The organism is Pseudomonas sp. V98_8, from assembly GCF_029967975.1.
In the GTDB taxonomy this organism is placed as follows: domain Bacteria; phylum Pseudomonadota; class Gammaproteobacteria; order Pseudomonadales; family Pseudomonadaceae; genus Aquipseudomonas; species Aquipseudomonas umsongensis.
The window spans coordinates 50,567-66,935 of the sequence record NZ_JASCAE010000040.1; the positions used below are offsets into that span (position 1 = coordinate 50,567).

The window sequence follows — 16,369 nt, forward strand, 5'->3', positions numbered from 1 at the left end:
TAGCGGCGGTGGTCTGAGTGTAAAGCTGGTTATCGACCCCCGCCACAAGGACGTTCCTTTTCCCTCCGAACAAGCCCCGACATGTTCAGACCTCTCTTCGTATTTATCGGCACGCGTTATACCCGTGCAAAGCGTCGCAATCATTTTGTGTCATTCATTTCCCTGACCTCGATGATCGGACTCGCCCTTGGCGTGGTCGTGATGATCGTGGTGCTGTCGGTCATGAACGGCTTCGATCATGAGATGCGCACCCGCGTGCTGGGCATGGTGCCCCACGCGACCATCGAATCCGGCGAGCCGGTCAGCGATTGGCAAGGCCTGGCCGCCAAGGTCAAGCAGAACCCGCAGGTAGCGGCCGTGGCGCCGTTCACGCAAATGCAGGGGTTGCTGACCAACAACGGCAAGGTCAACAAAATCCTGCTCAATGCCATCGACCCGGTGCAGGAACGGCAGGTGTCGATCATCGACAACTTCATGCTGCAGGGCAAACTCGACGACCTGGCGCCGGGCGAATTCGGCATCGTCATCGGTGACAAGGCCGCGGCCAAGCTCGGTGCGGCCGTGGGCGACAAACTGACGTTCGTGGCGCCGGAGGTCACTGTGACGCCCGCCGGGATGTTCCCGCGCATGAAGCGCTTCACCGTGGTCGGCATCTTCCATGTCGGCGCCGGTGAGCTCGATGGTTACCTGGGCATCACCAACCTGCAGGACCTGGCGCGCCTGCATCGCTGGAAACCGGACCAGGTCCAGGGCCTGCGGCTGAAGTTCGACGATCTGTTCCAGGCGCCGCGCGAGGCGTGGAGCATCGCCCGCGAGCTGGGCGAAGACCGCTACTACGCCCGCGACTGGACCCGCACCCATGGCAACCTGTACCAGGCCATCCGCATGGAAAAAGCCATGATCGGCCTGTTGTTGTTGCTGATCGTTGCGGTCGCCGCGTTCAACATCATTTCCACGCTGGTGATGGTGGTGAACGACAAGAAGGGCGATATTGCGATCCTGCGCACGCTCGGCGCCACGCCGGGCACGATCATGCGCACCTTCATGGTCCAGGGCACGGTCATCGGCGTGGTCGGCACGGCCATCGGCGCGGTGGTCGGGATTTTCGCCGCGCTCAACGTCAGCGCCGCGATCTCGGCGCTTGAAGGCCTGATCGGCCACAAGTTTCTCAATGCCGATGTGTATTTTATCGATTACCTGCCGTCGCAGGTGCAGAGCCAGGACGTGGTCATGGTCTGCTGTGCGGCGCTGGTCCTGAGTTTCCTCGCTACCCTGTATCCCGCCTGGCGTGCCGCGCGTACCCAGCCGGCCCAGGCGCTACGTTATGAGTGAGTCGCGCATGAGTGATAAAGCAATCTTGAGCTGCCGCAGCCTGGGCAAATCCTACGAGGAAGGCCCGGAGTCAGTGGAAGTGTTGGCAGGCCTGCAACTGGAATTGCACCCGGGCGAGCGTGTGGCGATCGTCGGCAAGTCGGGCTCGGGCAAGAGTACCTTGCTCAACTTGCTGGGCGGCCTCGATACGCCGACCAAGGGCAGCGTCTGGCTCGACGGAGAAGAACTGTCGGCGCTGAGCGAAAAGAAGCGCGGCCTGCTGCGTAACCGTGCCCTGGGCTTCGTGTACCAGTTTCACCACCTGCTGCCGGAATTCACTGCCCTTGAAAACGTCTGCATGCCGCTGCTGATCGGCAAGACCGCGATCCCCGAGGCGCGCAAGCGTGCCACGGCGTTGCTGGAGCGGGTCGGCCTGGGCCATCGCCTGGAGCACAAGCCGGCCGAGCTGTCCGGTGGCGAGCGCCAGCGTGTGGCCATCGCCCGCGCCCTGGTGAACAACCCCGGCCTGGTGATGCTCGACGAGCCGACCGGCAACCTCGACGCTCACACCGCCCAGGGTATCCAGGACTTGATGCTGGAACTCAGCACTTCGATGCGCACGGCGTTCCTGGTGGTAACACACGACATGAACCTGGCCCGCCAGATGGACCGTGTCCTGCATTTGCAGGAAGGTTGCCTGACGCCTATCTGACGGGTTGAAACCCGACGGCACTGAAAAGTCCGTCGGGTCTTTTATTTTTATACGGTGTCCCAGCGAATGTTCAGACCGTTATCGATCTTTATCGGCACGCGCTATACCCGCGCCAAGCGCCGCAATCGCTTCGTTTCCTTCATCTCGATGACCTCGATGATCGGCCTCGCCCTGGGCGTGCTGGCGATGATCGTGGTGCTCTCGGTGATGAACGGCTTCCAGCGCGAAATGAGCTCGCGCATCCTCGGCATGGTGCCGCATGCGACCATCGTCGGCGTTAACCCGATCGATGATTGGCAGCCGGTGGCCGCCGCCGCGATGAAAAATCCGCAAGTGACCGCCGCCGTGCCGTTCACCGAGATGGAAGGCATGCTGTCCTACAAGGGCACCATGCAGCCGATCCAGGTCAGTGGCGTCGACCCGGCGCTGGAAGGCCAGGTGTCGATCGTCGCCAAGCACATCGTCCAGGGGCGGCTGGATGCCCTGAAACCGGGTGAGTTCGGTGTGGTGATCGGCGAAATCACCGCGCGCCGTTTTCGCTTGAACGTGGGCGACAAGATCACCCTGATCGTGCCGGAAGTCAGCAACGCGCCGGGCGGTATCACCCCGCGCATGCAACGGCTGAACGTGGTCGGGGTGTTCAAGGTCGGTGCCGAACTGGACGGTTCGATGGCGCTGATCCACCTCGCCGATGCCGCGCAAATGCAACACTGGGAGCCGAATCAGGTGCAGAGCGTGCGCCTGGCGGTGAAGGACATGTACGCGGCGCCGCAAGTCTCGGGCGACATCGCCAACGCCCTCGGCGCGGCCTACAAGGCTGACGACTGGACCCACACCCAGGGCAGCCTGTTCAGCGCCATGAAGATGGAAAAAACCATGATTGGCCTGTTGCTGCTGATGATTGTCGCGGTAGCCGCGTTCAACATCATCGCGACCTTGATCATGGTGGTGAACGACAAGGGTGCGGACATCGCGATTTTGCGCACCATCGGCGCCACGCCACGGCAGATCATGGCGATCTTCATCGTGCAGGGTACGGTGATCGGGGTTGTCGGCACCTTGATCGGTGGGGTGTTGGGCGTGATTGCGGCGTTGAACGTCAGCGCCATGGTCGGCTGGGTAGAGCGGGTCAGTGGCCAGCACATCTTCAGTTCCGACGTGTATTTCGTCAGCAACCTGCCCTCTGAGTTGCAGGGCGCGGACGTGGCCCTGATCTGCACGGCGGGGTTTGTCATGAGCTTCCTGGCCACGGTTTACCCGGCGTGGCGGGCGGCGAAGGTCGAGCCGGCTACCGCGTTGCGCTATTCGTAACCGAAAGACCGCTTTCGCGAGCAAGCCCGCTCCCACAGGGGATTTGTGAACGCCGCAGATCCAATGTGGGAGCGGGCTTGCTCGCGAAGGGGGCGGACCTGCTGGCCTATTGTTCCCTTGGTAACTCGATCACAAATCTGGTCCACCCATTTTCCGATTCACAACGAATCTGCCCACCATGGGCGCGGACAATCGACTGGGTAATCGCCAACCCCAGTCCCGCATGCTCGCTGCTGCCTTCATGGCGCGCCGGGTCTGCGCGGTAGAAGCGATCGAACAGGCGTGGCAGCAGATCTGCCGGAATCCCTTCACCGCTGTTTTCGACCGACAGGCTCAAGCTTTTGGCCTGGTCGTTGATCCGCACCCGAACCTCACCCCCGGGCGGGGTAAAGCGCAATGCATTGTCCAGCAAGTTGGACAGCGCCCGGCGCAACATGCTGCGGTCGCCTTGCAGGCGGGCACCGCCGTCACGGCTCAGCGTCACTTGCGCGTCTTCGGCCAGGGGCGCAAAAAACTCCAGCAACAGGTCTACTTCCTCTGCCAGCTCCAGCGGTTCGCGCTTGGGCATCAACAGGCCGTGGTCGGCCTTGGCCAGGTAAAGCATGTCGTTGACCAGTTGCGCCATCCATTGCAGCTCCTCGAGGTTGCTGTGCAGCGCTTCGCGGTAATCCTCGAGGGGCCGAGGGCGGGTGAGGGTGACCTGGGTGTGGGTCAGCAGGTTTGACAGCGGGGTGCGAAGTTCGTGGGCAATGTCGGCGGAGAACGCCGACAGGCGCTGGAAGGAGTCGTCGAGACGCCCGAGCATGGCGTTGAAATGGTGGGCCATTTCCGCCAGTTCCGGCGGCATGTCTTCTTCCGGCAGGCGTGCGTTGAGCGATTGCGCCGAGACACCGCTGGCGACTGCGCCCATGCGGCGTAACGGTCGCAGCCCGCTGCGTGCGGCCCAGGCGCCGAGCAGGGCGGTGGCCAGGGCGGACAGGCCGACGGTCAGCCAGATCAGGTGTTGCATGCGCTGCAGGAAATGCTGGTGGTGGGTGATGTCCAGCAGCAGGCTCAATTGCGGCGAATCCGCGGTGTCGGGGTACAGCGGTGCGTTCAGCACGCGGTAGTCGGTGCCCTCGTGGCTCACCGTGGACAGTCCGGGCTGGCGCGGCAAGGTCTGCGGCAGGTGGGTGGAGCTGTCATACCAGCGGCGGCCATCGCTGCCACTGATGCGCAGTGAAAGATCGGCCTGCCGGCTCAATTCGTCGTCCAGCCGGGCGTCACGCTGGCTTGAATGAATGTCCGGCAATGCCCGTCGCACGCCAATCAGCTTGTCCTCGAGCAACTGCTGGTCGAGCTCGATGAAGTGCGCCTCGCTGGCGCGGCTGAACAGCACGCCGGCGAACAGCGAGACCACGGCGGTGCACGCGGCGAACAACAGGGCCAGGCGAGCGCTCAAGGACAGCCGGCGCATCAGCACTGGCGCTCTTCGAGCACATAGCCCATGCCGCGCACGGTATGGATCAGTTTGTTCGCGAATGCGTCGTCGATCTTCAGGCGCAAGCGGCGGATCGCGACTTCGATGACGTTGGTGTCGCTGTCGAAATTCATGTCCCAGACCTGGGACGCGATCAGCGATTTGGGCAGGACTTCGCCCTGGCGGCGCAGGAGCATTTCCAGCAGGGCGAACTCCTTGGCGGTCAGGTCGATGCGCTGGCCGCCGCGCTCGACCCGGCGGCGGATCAGGTCCAGGCGCAAGTCGGCCAGTTGCAGGCTGGTTTCCTGGTGCGTGCTGCTGCCACGGCGCAACAGGCTGCGGACCCGGGCGAGCAATTCGGAGAAGGCGAATGGCTTGACCAGGTAATCGTCGGCACCCAGTTCCAGGCCGTGAACCCGGTCCTCGACGGCGTCCCGGGCGGTCAGGAACAGCACCGGCGTGTCGAGGCCGGCACTGCGCACCGCTTGCAGGATCTGCCAGCCATCGCGGCCGGGCAGCATCACATCGAGAATCAGCAGGGCATAGTCGCCACTCAAGGCCAGTTGCTGGCCAGTGCTGCCGTCGGCCACCAGTTCCGTATTGAACCCGGCCTCGGTCAGGCCCTGGCGCAGGTAGTGGCCGGTTTTCGGTTGGTCTTCGACGATCAGCAGTTTCATGGGCGACTCGGCTAAATGGAACGACAGCGTTATACCGTGGGCGACGAGGCTGCGGGCCTTGCTGACAAAGTTGTAATCTGGCTGTCAGGCAAAGGGCAGGGGTGACAGTTTAGAGTTTTCCACAGCTGAACCTTAATCTTGTTGGAGTACTTCGATGTTTTTGCGTAAATCCGTGTTGCTCGCCAGCTGTCTGTTGGCGCTGGGGTCGCCGGTTTGGGCGGCTTCAAAGGCTACCTATGACTTTGGTCAACCGGCCCCGGCAGCCAAGGCGACCCGTAGCGTCGAGGTGGTCATGGCCGACATGACATTCACCCCCAAGTCTATCGAGATCAAGGCCGGGGAGACCGTGCGTTTCGTGCTGGTGAATAAAGGCCAGTTGCTGCACGAATTCAACCTCGGCGATGCAGCGATGCATGCCCGGCACCAACAGGAAATGTTGCAGATGCAACAGAGCGGCATGCTTACGCCTACCGGCATGCAGGCAATGGACCACGGCGCGATGGCCGGAATGGGGCATGCCATGCAGCACGACGACCCCAATAGCGCGCTAGTGGCGCCGGGCAAGACCGCCGAGCTGACCTGGACCTTCAGCAAGGCCACCCGCCTGGAATTTGCCTGCAACATCCCCGGTCATTACCAGGCCGGCATGGTGGGCAAGTTGACTGTCAGTCAGTAAGCACTCAAAGGCTGCGGCAAAGGCTGGTAGAATCCGCTGATTCTTCAGTCAGGTTTCCGCCATGCATCCCGCAGCCGAACACTCGCCGCTGGGCAAATCCAGCGAATACATCGCCACTTACACGCCGTCCCTGCTGTTCCCGATCCCGCGTACCGCGAAGTGGGCCGAGCTCGGCCTGACGGCTCAGACACTGCCGTACAAGGGCGTGGATTTCTGGAATTGCTTCGAACTGTCGTGGTTGTTGCCATCGGGCAAGCCGGTGGTAGCCATCGGCGAATTCAGCATCCCGGCGGATTCGCCGAACATCATCGAGTCCAAGTCGTTCAAGCTCTACCTCAACTCCTTGAACCAGACGCCGTTCGCCGACACCGCGAGCCTTGAAGCGACCCTGGCCAAGGACTTGTCGGCCGCGGCCGGCAAGCCTGTGGGCGTGCGCATCCGCAGCCTGAAAGAGGTCGAGGCCGAAGGTGTGGTGGCGTTGCCCGGCGTGTGCATTGACGACCTGGACATCAGCGTCAGCAACTACGAGCACCCGCGCCCGGAACTGCTGCGTTGCGATGAGTCGCGCATTGTCGAGGAGAGCGTGCACAGCCATTTGCTCAAGTCCAATTGCCCGGTGACCAGCCAGCCGGACTGGGGCAGCGTGGCGGTGGAGTACCGTGGCGCGGCGCTGGATCATGCGAGCCTGCTGGAATACATCGTCAGCTTCCGCCAGCACTCGGACTTCCATGAGCAGTGCGTGGAGCGGATTTTCCTTGATCTGCAGCGGTTGCTGAAACCGGAGAAATTGACGGTGTATGCGCGTTATGTGCGCCGGGGTGGGCTGGATATCAATCCGTACCGCAGTACTGAAGAGGTGCAGTTTCCGAACCATCGCCTGGTCCGTCAGTAACGATTCATTGTGTAGGCGCGAGCATGCTCGCGAAAAACCAGAGGGCAACGCGGGGCATCAGGTTTCCCGCGTTATCGTTGACCTCCATCGCGGGCATGCTCGCTCCTACAGGGGGTTTCTGCTTTTGGTTCAGATCCCCATGCTGTGCAGGGCCGTGCCAATCTGGCGCAGGGTGGCGGCGAGCGTCGGGTGTTCGATTTCGAAGCGATCGACAGCCAGGTTGACGTTATCGGCGAGGTTGGCGTCCTGAGTCTTGGTTTCGAGCTCAAGCTCAAGTTCGATCTGTTGCATCAGCTTGTGCAGGTCTTCGCGCTCGAGTTCGGTGAGCGGAGGATTCTTGTCCAATTGCTCGCGCAGGGCAGTGAGCTTTTCTTGCAGTTCGCGGGCAGACATGGCGTTCTTCCTTTTATCGATAGGCACTGGCATAGACCGCGACGGCGCGCCAAAGGTCTATGGCTTACCTTTAGATTAATCCACCCGCGCGTAACCTGCATGATCTGAATCAGGGCTTTTCGCCCTTGAGCCGACGCAAGCTGATGTCGGCCAGGCAGGTGTCGAGTTCACCGAGGTGATCGATCACCGAATGCACGCCCAGGCCGAACAGCTGCACCGTGGCCTTGCTGCGCTTGATGTCGCGCTCCTGCGCGGACAATGCCTGCCATTGCGCAGGCGAGAGCCCGCAGAGCGAACCACAGGACGCCAGGCCGATGGTCCACAACCCGGCATTCAATCCCGATTGCAGCAACCGTGGTTCGCCGCTGACCAGCACGCAGCCATCGAGCCTTTCGATGTCCAGCGCCATCAAGGCCTGCCAACACGCATCGGGCGCCGGCCAGGGTTTGATTGTTTCAGCGTATTGCGAAGGTCTTATCCAGTGCGGCAGACCGCCGGCCAATGCCTGGCTGACGGCGGGGGAGAGCTCATCGAGCCAGGCACAGGGGATTTGCTGGCGCTGCAGGCTGAGCAGGCTGTCCAGGGCGCCGGGGGTGGCTTGCGCGTGATCAGCGCCTGGGTTGTCCTGAAGGCGCGTACGGGCACCGAAATCCACCAGGCAGCCACTCAGGCCGAACAGCACGGCAGTCAGGTTCGGCGCAGTTTGCGGGGTGATTTCGGCGTGCGGCATATCAACGTCCCTGAAATAGCCTCAAGGCTAGAGGGCGACGGTGACAGTTGAGTGACACTGTTGTGAATTGCTCGCATTCTGCCAAGATCTTGGGCAGGCACGGGCCCAATGCTGCCTAAAGTGGTCGAACCGTCTTATACTGGTAGCCTTTGCGCCGGGCCAAGCGGCCGGCGACGGTATAGTCCAAGGAGTTTTTTTATGCGCTGGAGCAATCCTCTCGCTCGGCTTTGTGTATGCGCCGGTGCGCTGCTGATTCCGTTTGCTGCGCAGGCAGCCTCGGAAGATGATCCTTGGGAAGGCATCAACCGTCCGATCTTCAAGTTCAACGACTTCGTCGACACCTATGCCCTCAAGCCCCTGGCCCAGGGCTATCAATTCGTGACGCCGCAGTTTCTTGAAGATGGCATCCACAACATGTTCCGCAACGTCGGCGACGTGACCAACCTCGCCAACGATATCCTGCAGGCCAAGCCCACCGCGGCGGGTGTCGACACCGCGCGACTGATCTTCAACACCACCTTCGGCTTGCTGGGCTTCTTCGACGTGGGTACCCACATGGGGCTGCACCGCAACGACGAAGACTTTGGCCAGACCCTCGGTTACTGGGGAATGGGCAGCGGGCCTTATGTGATGCTGCCGCTGCTGGGGCCTAGCACCCTGCGTGATGCGCCGTCCAAGGTCGTCGATGGCTACACCGGTCCTTATCCGTACATCAACGACGTGCCGGTGCGTAATTCGATCTTCGGCCTGAACATCATCGATACCCGGGCGGACCTGCTGTCCTCCGAGAAGTTGATTACGGGCGACAAGTACACGTTCATCCGCAATGCCTATCTGCAGAACCGCGAATTCAAGGTGAAGGATGGTCAGGTCGAAGACGATTTCTGATCCACAGCGGTAAAAAGAAGGCGGCCATCGAGCCGCCTTCTGCATTTTTGGCGCTCGCCAGGACCTTTCATTGGGTTTCGCTCATGACGGTTCTTATAACTCCCGGTGATTTCAAAAGTGCCGGCGCCAAGCGACCATCGGCGTGAGCTTGAAACGCCTCGCGGATGGGAGTACCGTCTGCGCCTTAGAAGGGCACCTCTGGTGTACACGTGGATCGGGTAAATGCTCGAAAACAGTGCGCCAGAGAGGCTAGAAAGCGAATCCAGTAGTCAGAGCCGGGCCAAAATCCGCGCCGCTACGCCAACCTAATTCTGGCGCCGTTTGCCCACATGCCAAAAACCAGTGCCACGCTGCTGATAATCGATGATGACGAGGTAGTGCGCGCGAGCCTCGCGGCCTATTTGGAAGACAGTGGTTTCAGCGTCCTGCAGGCCAGCAACGGCCAGCAGGGTCTTCAGGTATTCGAGCAAGACAAGCCCGACTTGGTCATCTGCGATCTGCGCATGCCACAGATGGGCGGACTCGAACTCATCCGCCAGGTCACCGAGCTGTCGCCGCAAACGCCGGTGATCGTGGTGTCGGGCGCCGGCGTAATGAACGATGCGGTCGAGGCCTTGCGCCTGGGCGCTGCGGATTACCTGATCAAGCCTCTCGAAGATCTGGCCGTGCTCGAGCACTCGGTGCGTCGGGCCCTGGATCGTGCGCGCCTGCTGGTGGAAAACCAGCGCTATCGGGAGAAGCTGGAGAAGGCCAACCGCGAGCTCGCCGCCAGCCTGAACCTGCTCCAGGAAGACCAGAACGCCGGTCGCCAGGTGCAGATGAACATGCTGCCGGTCAGCCCCTGGGCCATCGACGACTTCAAGTTTGCCCACCAGATCATCCCGTCGCTGTACCTGTCGGGGGATTTTGTCGACTATTTCCGGGTCGACGAGCGCCGCGTGGCGTTCTACCTGGCGGATGTTTCCGGGCACGGTGCTTCTTCAGCCTTTGTCACGGTGCTGTTGAAATTCATGACCACGCGCCTGTTGTTCGAGTCCAAGCGCAGCGGTACCTTGCCGGAATTCAAGCCGTCTGAGGTGCTTGGGCATATCAACCGGGGCCTGATCAGTTGTAAGCTGGGCAAACACGTCACAATGGTCGGTGGAGTCATCGACGAGGAGACAGGTTTGTTGACCTATAGCATCGGCGGTCATTTGCCGTTGCCTGTGTTGTACACACCCGACAGTGTCAGTTATCTGCAAGGGCGTGGTCTGCCGGTAGGGCTCTTCAATGAAGCCACCTACGAAGATCACGTGCTGGAGTTGCCGCCGACGTTCAGCCTGACGCTGATGTCTGATGGCATTCTGGACCTTTTGCCAGAACCCACACTCAAAGAGAAAGAAGCTGCGTTGCCCGAACGGGTCAAGGCGGCGGGCGGCAGCCTGGATGGTCTGCGGCAGGTTTTTGGATTGGCCACGCTAGGGGAGATGCCGGATGATATCGCCCTGTTGGTGTTGAGCAGGAATCTTTGATGAGTACCGGTAGAATCCAGTTCGCCGAACAGGACGGCACCTTTGTCCTGAAATTCGTCGGTGAAGTTCGCCTGACCCTGTGTTCGGCGTTGGATGCGACTATTGATCGGATCTTCACCGCGTTGAATTTCAACGCGATCGTGATCGACCTGACCGAGACCCGCAGCATCGACAGCACGACGTTGGGCCTGCTGGCCAAATTGTCGATCCTGTCGCGGCAGAAGGTCGGGCTGCTGCCAACCGTGGTCACCACCCACGAAGACATCACCCGTCTGTTGCAGTCGATGGGGTTCGAGCAGGTGTTCAACATCGTCGACCAGCCAGTGCCATGCCCGGAATGCCTGGACGACCTGCCTGATCAGGATCAGTCGGAAGAAGTGGTGCGGATCAAGGTGCTGGAAGCGCACAAGATCCTCATGGGGCTGAACGACTCCAATCGTGAAGCCTTTCATGACCTGGTGAATGCGCTGGAGCGGCATTGATTCCATAAAGAATGTTTAGCCGGGCCGGCCTCTTCGCGAGCAAGCCCGCTCCCACAGGGTCTTGCGCCAAGTCTACATTTTCGAACGAGCCAGAGTCCCTGTAGGAGCTGGCTTGCCAGCGATGGCGGCCTGAAAGTCACCCATTACTCAGAAGTCTTCACAAACATAAAAAAGGGCGAACCCACCAAGGTTCGCCCTTTTTGCATTTCGCCGATTCAGATCACAGCTTGGCCTGCAACAACGCCTCGAGCTTCTCCTGGTCGCGTGCGAACTGGCGAATGCCCTCGGCCAGTTTCTCGGTCGCCATGGCGTCCTCGTTGGATAGCCAGCGGAATTGCGCTTCATTGAGGTTCAGGCGTGCCTCACCGGCATTGCCCGGTGCGAGTTTGCGCTCCAGCTTTCCGGTGTCTGCCGCCAGCTTGTCGATCAGGTCCGGGCTGATGGTCAGGCGGTCGCAGCCGGCCAGTTGCTCGATCTGGCCGAGATTGCGGAAGCTTGCGCCCATGACCACGGTCTTGTAGTCATTGGCCTTGTAATAGTTGTAGATGCGGGTCACCGACTGCACGCCTGGATCGTCCGCGCCGACGAAGTCGTTACCGGTGGCTTTCTTGTACCAGTCGTAGATGCGGCCCACGAACGGCGAAATCAGGAATACCCCGGCGTCGGCACAGGCAGCGGCCTGGGCAAACGAGAACAGCAGGGTCAGGTTGGTCTGGATGCCTTCCTTTTCCAGGATCTCGGCAGCGCGGATGCCCTCCCAGGTGGAGGCGATCTTGATCAGCACCCGGTCACGGCCGATGCCGGCGTTTTCGTACAGCTCGATCAGACGATGCGCACGCTTCAAGACGGCGTCCGTGTCGAACGACAGGCGTGCATCCACTTCGGTGGAAATGCGGCCAGGAATCACCTTGAGGATTTCCTGCCCCACCGCGACACCAAAACGGTCGCTGGCCAGGCCTACATCGCCCTTGCAGTCGCTGACACAGGCGTTCAGCAATTCGGCGTAAGCGGGAATCGACGCCGCCTTGAGCAGCAGCGAAGGGTTGGTGGTGGCGTCCACGGGTTTGACGCGAGCGATTGCTTCGAAGTCGCCGGTGTCGGCAACCACAGTGGTCATCTGTTTGAGTTGTTCCAGCTTGGAAGTCATGGGCGTGCTCTGTCCTATGGGTCTGATGACATTACCCGAGCGCTGACAGCCACTCAAGGGCATGTAGGTGTATCGACGGCCCCAGTGGCAACAACCGCGAAACGGCTGTTTGAATGGTGGGGCGCGGTATCGGTAGATTCGATACCGAAATGCCTCCCTGGTTCAAAGCAACTGACCGATTGACCTGCAATCTCATGTACGACAGATAAACCTGTGGGAGCGGGCTTGCTCGCGAACGCGGTGTGTCAGTCGATATTAATGTTGACTGACGCACCGTGTTCGCGAGCAAGCCCGCTCCCACATTTAATTAGCGTATGGTTTAGACGCGGAACTGGTCCATCAGGCTCTGCTGTTGATTGGCCAGGCGATTGAGCGACTGGCTTACCCGCGCCGACTCATTGGCTTGCCCCGACAGCGATTCGGTGACGTCGCGGATGGTCGCCACGTTGTGGTTGATTTCCTCGGCCACGGCGCTTTGCTCTTCGGCGGCGCTGGCGATTTGCAGGTTCATGTCGCTGATCACGGTGACCGCGTCGCCGATCTGCTGCAGCGCCGTCACGGCCTGGCCAACCTGTTCGACACTGTCCTGGGCCTGGCGGTGGCTGTTGCCCATCGAACCGACCACGTCCTGAGTGCCGCTTTGCAGTTGTTCGATCACCAGGCGGGTTTCTTCGACCGACTCCTGGGTGCGGCGCGCCAGGTTGCGCACTTCGTCGGCCACCACGGCAAAACCGCGACCGGCTTCACCGGCACGGGCGGCCTCGATGGCGGCATTGAGGGCCAGCAGGTTGGTCTGTTCGGCAATGGCGCGAATCACTTCCAGAACCGAACCGATTTTCTCGCTGTTGGCCGCCAGGCCTTCGACCTGGACCATCGCCGCGCTCATGTCGGCGGCGAGGTTGTCGATGCTGGTGGTGGTGCGGTCGATCACGGTCAGGCCCTGGCGGGTGGCCTGATCGGCATCCCGCGCCGCCTGTGCCGCTTGGGCGGCGCTGCGGGCAACGTCCTGGGCGGTGGCACTCATTTCGTGGGAGGCGGTCGCGACCTGGTCCACCTGGCGGTATTGCTGCTCCATGCCGGCGCTGGTCTGGGTGGCAATGGCGGACGACTGGTCCGCCGTGCCGCGGGCGTCCTGGACCGAGCGCTTGACCTCGGCAATGATCGGTTGCAGCTTGTCGAGGAAACGGTTGAACCAGCCGGCCAATTGCCCCAGCTCATCCTGCTTGTCATAGGCCAGGCGGCGGGTCAGGTCACCTTCGCCACTGGCGATGTCCTGGAGCATGTGCGCCACGCCGAGAATTGGCCGGGTCACGCTACGTGCCATCAGCCACACCAGCAGCAAGCCGATCAGCGCCGCAAGGATGCCTAGGCCGAGTTCGGTCAGCGTGCCGGCGGTGTTGCTGTCATCCAGTTGTTTTTTCAGGGCCTCGGCCGGGCCGACGAGGACTTTTTCCGGCACATCGAGCAGCACGCCCCAGGCTTTGCCGCCGGGGATCGGCTGGAACGGCGCTAGCACTTTCAACTGCTGATGGCTGTGCAGGCTGGCGGTCTCGCTGTTGGTGGCGAGCATGCGCATCAGTTCGGCGCCGGTGGTGGTGTCCACCGCTTCCAGGCGCTGACTGAGTTTGCTGGCATCTTTGCTGTACCCGGCGAGCAGACCGGCCGGGCTGAGGATGCTGACGCTGGTCTGGCCGTCATAGAGCTTCTGGCTTGCGCTCTGGCTGATCGCCTGCAGGCTGTTGAGATTGATGTCCACCGATAGCGAGGCGATGACCTTGCCATTGACCATCAACGGGAAAACGATGCTGGTCATCAGCACGTTCTGGCCGTCGATCATGTAGAAGTACGGCTCGATCACGCAGGGCGTAAGGCGGATGCGCGGGCAGGTGAACCAGGCGTTGGCCGGTTCGCCGCTGGGGCCGGTGCGCGTGTCGGCGATGTCGCTTTCGGGCAGCGCCATGGACGTCACCTTGCCCGGTGTCGGTTGCGACCAATAGAGGGCGAAACGGCCTTTGTCGTTGCTTCCCAGTTCGGCCTGGCCGCTGAACAGATCGTCCTTGCCGTCCAGTGCGTTGGGTTCGAACACCAGCGATAGGCCCAGCAGCTCGGGGTTGGCTTGCAAGGCCGACTTGACCTGGCGGGTCAGGTCTTCGCGCAGGTCGAAGGCATCGAGGAAGCGTTTTTCCGCCTGCTCGCGCAGAAACAGCACCTGGCGCGAAAAACCGTGGCCATATTGATAAGCGTCCATGAACTGCTGGCGGATCATCAGCGCCTGGTTTTCACCCTGGGACTCGATCCGGGCCTGGGCGGCTTCGGTCAGCATCTCCATGCTCGAGGCTTTCACCAGTGCGGAGCTATGCTCCATGCGGTACAGCGAAAGACCCACCAGCAGGGTCACGATGCCCGCCAGGCACAACCCGGCCAACAGGGTGATTTTCCATTGGATGGAAAGTTGTCTGAGCGACATGGACGCGTCCTTATTCGATAAATATCTGCGACTTTGCTCTGTAACGGCCGCGATCGGCCTTTCTTTACGCCGCCCCACAAATATCGAATTATCCCGCTGCCGAAGGCTGCGATCTTTTGACATTCAACCTCCTTGAAGGCGCTGGAGATCAAAAGATCGCAGCCTTCGGCAGCTCCTACAGGTGCAGTGTTGGCTTTGACAAGGCGACAGCCGTCCGGCAAAGTGCGCGCCCTCTAATAAAACCCATTCCTTTATCCGCAGGCGGCACTCGCAGACTGCCGGCCGGACTCTTTTCGCTTGCCCAGAGGTAACGACAATGAATGCAGTAATTGCCGCGGTCGGCATCATGCTGATACTCAGCCTGTCCCGCGTGCATGTGGTAATCGCTCTGATCGTGGGGGCGCTGGTGGGGGGGCTGACCGGTGGCCTTGGCATCGACGCGACGCTCAAGGCGTTCAACAGCGGCCTGGGCGGTGGGGCGACGGTGGCATTGTCCTATGCGTTGCTCGGCGCGTTTGCAGTGGCGATTGCCAAGTCCGGACTGGCCCATGCCTTGGCGGACAGGGCCCTGGCGATGGTCGACCGGCAGCATGCCAGTAGCGGTGGCCAGGTCAAATGGCTGCTGATCGGCCTGTTGTGGATCGTGGCCATCGCTTCCCAGAACATCCTGCCGATTCACATCGCATTCATTCCGTTGCTGGTGCCGCCGCTGCTGTATGTGTTGACCCGGCTGCAGCTGGATCGTCGATTGATCGCCTGCGTCATGACCTTCGGCCTGATCACCCCGTACATGTTCTTGCCGGTGGGCTTTGGCAACATCTTCCTCAATGAAATCCTGCTGGCCAACGTCGCCCGCAGCGGCGTCGATATCAGCGGCATCAACGTGACCCATGCCATGGGTATCCCGGCATTGGGCATGTTCGTAGGCCTGCTGATCGCGTTTGTCAGTTACCGCAAGAAGCGCGTCTACGACCTGGCAAAGATCGAGCAGGTCGAGCAGGTCGCGGTGCAGTACAACCCCCTGAGCCTGATGGTCGCTGGCGTGGCGATTGCCGCGGCATTCATCATTCAGTTACTGCTTGATTCGATGATCATTGGTGCGTTGGTGGGCTTCCTGATTTTTTCGGTGTCGGGCATCGTCAAGTGGCGCGACACCGATGACCTGTTCACCGAAGGCATGAAGATGATGGCGATGATCGGTTTCATCATGATTGCCGCTTCCGGCTTTGGCGAAGTGATCAAGGCCACCGGGCAGGTGCAGACGCTGGTCGAGACCTCGGCCTCGTGGATCGGCCACAGCAAGGCCGTCGGCGCCTTGCTGATGTTGCTGGTCGGATTGTTGGTGACCATGGGTATTGGTTCGTCATTTTCCACCGTGCCGATCCTGGCGGTGATTTTCGTGCCCTTGTGCGTGCAGCTGGGCTTCAGCCCGATCGCTATCGTTAGTATCGTCGGGACGGCGGGTGCATTGGGCGACGCCGGATCGCCGGCGTCGGATTCGACCCTGGGCCCGACCTCTGGCCTGAACATCGACGGTCAGCATCACCACATCTGGGACACCGTGGTCCCGACTTTCCTGCACTACAACCTGCCATTGCTGGTGTTTGGCTGGATCGCGGCGATGGTGCTCTGATTTCACCCATCGCCTCGCCAGCAAGCCGGCTCCTACGGATGTGTGGAACGCCTCAAATTCACCTTGCCTGTGCAAAACCT

At 61.2% G+C, this 16,369-nt stretch carries 15 protein-coding genes; 9 read left to right on the forward strand and 6 right to left on the reverse strand.

Features of this window, described 5'->3' with window-relative positions:
• Positions 1 to 81 precede the first annotated feature (81 nt).
• The 3 genes from QLG10_RS11635 to QLG10_RS11645 all read left to right on the forward strand — a co-directional run bounded on the left by QLG10_RS11635 (position 82) and on the right by QLG10_RS11645 (position 3,334).
• A complete protein-coding gene (locus tag QLG10_RS11635) occupies positions 82 to 1,332 on the forward strand; it encodes a lipoprotein-releasing ABC transporter permease subunit (RefSeq protein WP_110746549.1) in 1,251 nt (416 codons plus the stop codon).
• A gap of 7 nt (positions 1,333 to 1,339) precedes the next feature.
• On the forward strand, positions 1,340 to 2,023 hold the full coding sequence (lolD, locus tag QLG10_RS11640) for a lipoprotein-releasing ABC transporter ATP-binding protein LolD (RefSeq protein ID WP_168757547.1): 684 nt from the start codon (positions 1,340 to 1,342) through the stop codon (positions 2,021 to 2,023).
• A 66-nt stretch (positions 2,024 to 2,089) separates the two neighbouring features.
• Positions 2,090 to 3,334, forward strand: coding sequence for a lipoprotein-releasing ABC transporter permease subunit (locus QLG10_RS11645; protein ID WP_033039795.1), 1,245 nt, complete (start codon positions 2,090 to 2,092; stop codon positions 3,332 to 3,334).
• A 106-nt stretch (positions 3,335 to 3,440) separates the two neighbouring features.
• On the opposite strand, the gene QLG10_RS11650 is transcribed toward QLG10_RS11645, so the two are convergent.
• Positions 3,441 to 4,790: a heavy metal sensor histidine kinase gene (locus QLG10_RS11650; RefSeq protein WP_282487362.1), complete on the reverse strand. Its 1,350-nt coding sequence runs from the start codon at positions 4,788 to 4,790 to the stop codon at positions 3,441 to 3,443.
• Complete coding sequence (locus QLG10_RS11655; protein ID WP_248679001.1) at positions 4,790 to 5,470, reverse strand: heavy metal response regulator transcription factor; 681 nt, start codon at positions 5,468 to 5,470, stop codon at positions 4,790 to 4,792. The genes QLG10_RS11650 and QLG10_RS11655 overlap by 1 nt, the downstream gene beginning before the upstream one ends.
• A gap of 154 nt (positions 5,471 to 5,624) precedes the next feature.
• On the opposite strand from QLG10_RS11655, the gene QLG10_RS11660 reads away from it, so the two are divergent.
• Positions 5,625 to 6,146 (forward strand): cupredoxin family protein, encoded by a 522-nt coding sequence (locus QLG10_RS11660; protein WP_110746552.1) that lies wholly within the window; start codon positions 5,625 to 5,627, stop codon positions 6,144 to 6,146.
• A 61-nt stretch (positions 6,147 to 6,207) separates the two neighbouring features.
• Positions 6,208 to 7,038, forward strand: coding sequence for an NADPH-dependent 7-cyano-7-deazaguanine reductase QueF (gene queF, locus QLG10_RS11665; RefSeq protein ID WP_282487363.1), 831 nt, complete (start codon positions 6,208 to 6,210; stop codon positions 7,036 to 7,038).
• 129 nt (positions 7,039 to 7,167) lie between these two features.
• Here the strand turns inward: queF and QLG10_RS11670 are convergent, their stop codons facing one another.
• Both QLG10_RS11670 and QLG10_RS11675 read right to left on the reverse strand, forming a co-directional pair.
• Complete coding sequence (locus tag QLG10_RS11670; protein ID WP_110746554.1) at positions 7,168 to 7,431, reverse strand: DUF4404 family protein; 264 nt, start codon at positions 7,429 to 7,431, stop codon at positions 7,168 to 7,170.
• Between the two features lie 109 nt (positions 7,432 to 7,540).
• On the reverse strand, positions 7,541 to 8,161 hold the full coding sequence (locus tag QLG10_RS11675; protein ID WP_282487364.1) for an HAD family phosphatase: 621 nt from the start codon (positions 8,159 to 8,161) through the stop codon (positions 7,541 to 7,543).
• A gap of 198 nt (positions 8,162 to 8,359) precedes the next feature.
• On the opposite strand from QLG10_RS11675, the gene QLG10_RS11680 reads away from it, so the two are divergent.
• The 3 genes from QLG10_RS11680 (at position 8,360) to rssC (ending at position 11,042) form a co-directional block, all read left to right on the forward strand.
• Complete coding sequence (locus QLG10_RS11680) at positions 8,360 to 9,049, forward strand: VacJ family lipoprotein (RefSeq protein WP_110746557.1); 690 nt, start codon at positions 8,360 to 8,362, stop codon at positions 9,047 to 9,049.
• A 329-nt stretch (positions 9,050 to 9,378) separates the two neighbouring features.
• The gene (rssB, locus tag QLG10_RS11685) at positions 9,379 to 10,560 is read left to right on the forward strand and encodes a two-component system response regulator RssB (protein WP_248678999.1); all 1,182 of its coding nucleotides are present in this window, start codon (positions 9,379 to 9,381) and stop codon (positions 10,558 to 10,560) included.
• Entirely contained in the window at positions 10,560 to 11,042 is a 483-nt protein-coding gene (gene rssC / locus QLG10_RS11690) for an anti-sigma factor antagonist RssC (protein ID WP_020798473.1), read from the forward strand. Before rssB ends, rssC begins: the two co-directional genes overlap by 1 nt.
• Positions 11,043 to 11,262: 220 nt before the next feature.
• Here rssC and tal read toward each other — a convergent pair whose 3' ends face one another.
• Entirely contained in the window at positions 11,263 to 12,189 is a 927-nt protein-coding gene (gene tal, locus QLG10_RS11695; RefSeq protein WP_020798472.1) for a transaldolase, read from the reverse strand.
• 319 nt (positions 12,190 to 12,508) lie between these two features.
• Positions 12,509 to 14,656 carry a methyl-accepting chemotaxis protein gene (locus QLG10_RS11700; RefSeq protein ID WP_282487365.1) on the reverse strand — a complete coding sequence of 716 codons (2,148 nt, stop codon included), beginning with the start codon at positions 14,654 to 14,656 and terminating at the stop codon, positions 12,509 to 12,511.
• Positions 14,657 to 14,972: 316 nt separating this feature from the next.
• Between QLG10_RS11700 and QLG10_RS11705 the strand changes: the two genes are divergently transcribed.
• A complete protein-coding gene (locus QLG10_RS11705; protein WP_110746563.1) occupies positions 14,973 to 16,289 on the forward strand; it encodes a Na+/H+ antiporter NhaC family protein in 1,317 nt (438 codons plus the stop codon).
• The last annotated feature ends 80 nt before the right edge of the window (positions 16,290 to 16,369 follow it).

Bases quoted from the DNA above. Each gene is read 5' to 3' on its own strand.
- rssB (WP_248678999.1), top strand. From the start codon at position 9,379: ATGCCAAAAACCAGTGCCACGCTGCTGATAATCGATGATGACGAGGTA.
- rssC (WP_020798473.1), top strand. From the start codon at position 10,560: ATGAGTACCGGTAGAATCCAGTTCGCCGAACAGGACGGCACCTTTGTC.
- QLG10_RS11680 (WP_110746557.1), top strand. From the start codon at position 8,360: ATGCGCTGGAGCAATCCTCTCGCTCGGCTTTGTGTATGCGCCGGTGCG.
- QLG10_RS11650 (WP_282487362.1), bottom strand. From the start codon at position 4,790: ATGCGCCGGCTGTCCTTGAGCGCTCGCCTGGCCCTGTTGTTCGCCGCG.
- QLG10_RS11705 (WP_110746563.1), top strand. From the start codon at position 14,973: ATGAATGCAGTAATTGCCGCGGTCGGCATCATGCTGATACTCAGCCTG.
- QLG10_RS11675 (WP_282487364.1), bottom strand. From the start codon at position 8,161: ATGCCGCACGCCGAAATCACCCCGCAAACTGCGCCGAACCTGACTGCC.
- QLG10_RS11635 (WP_110746549.1), top strand. From the start codon at position 82: ATGTTCAGACCTCTCTTCGTATTTATCGGCACGCGTTATACCCGTGCA.
- QLG10_RS11655 (WP_248679001.1), bottom strand. From the start codon at position 5,470: ATGAAACTGCTGATCGTCGAAGACCAACCGAAAACCGGCCACTACCTG.
- tal (WP_020798472.1), bottom strand. From the start codon at position 12,189: ATGACTTCCAAGCTGGAACAACTCAAACAGATGACCACTGTGGTTGCC.
- QLG10_RS11700 (WP_282487365.1), bottom strand. From the start codon at position 14,656: ATGTCGCTCAGACAACTTTCCATCCAATGGAAAATCACCCTGTTGGCC.
- QLG10_RS11645 (WP_033039795.1), top strand. From the start codon at position 2,090: ATGTTCAGACCGTTATCGATCTTTATCGGCACGCGCTATACCCGCGCC.
- lolD (WP_168757547.1), top strand. From the start codon at position 1,340: ATGAGTGATAAAGCAATCTTGAGCTGCCGCAGCCTGGGCAAATCCTAC.
- QLG10_RS11670 (WP_110746554.1), bottom strand. From the start codon at position 7,431: ATGTCTGCCCGCGAACTGCAAGAAAAGCTCACTGCCCTGCGCGAGCAA.
- queF (WP_282487363.1), top strand. From the start codon at position 6,208: ATGCATCCCGCAGCCGAACACTCGCCGCTGGGCAAATCCAGCGAATAC.
- QLG10_RS11660 (WP_110746552.1), top strand. From the start codon at position 5,625: ATGTTTTTGCGTAAATCCGTGTTGCTCGCCAGCTGTCTGTTGGCGCTG.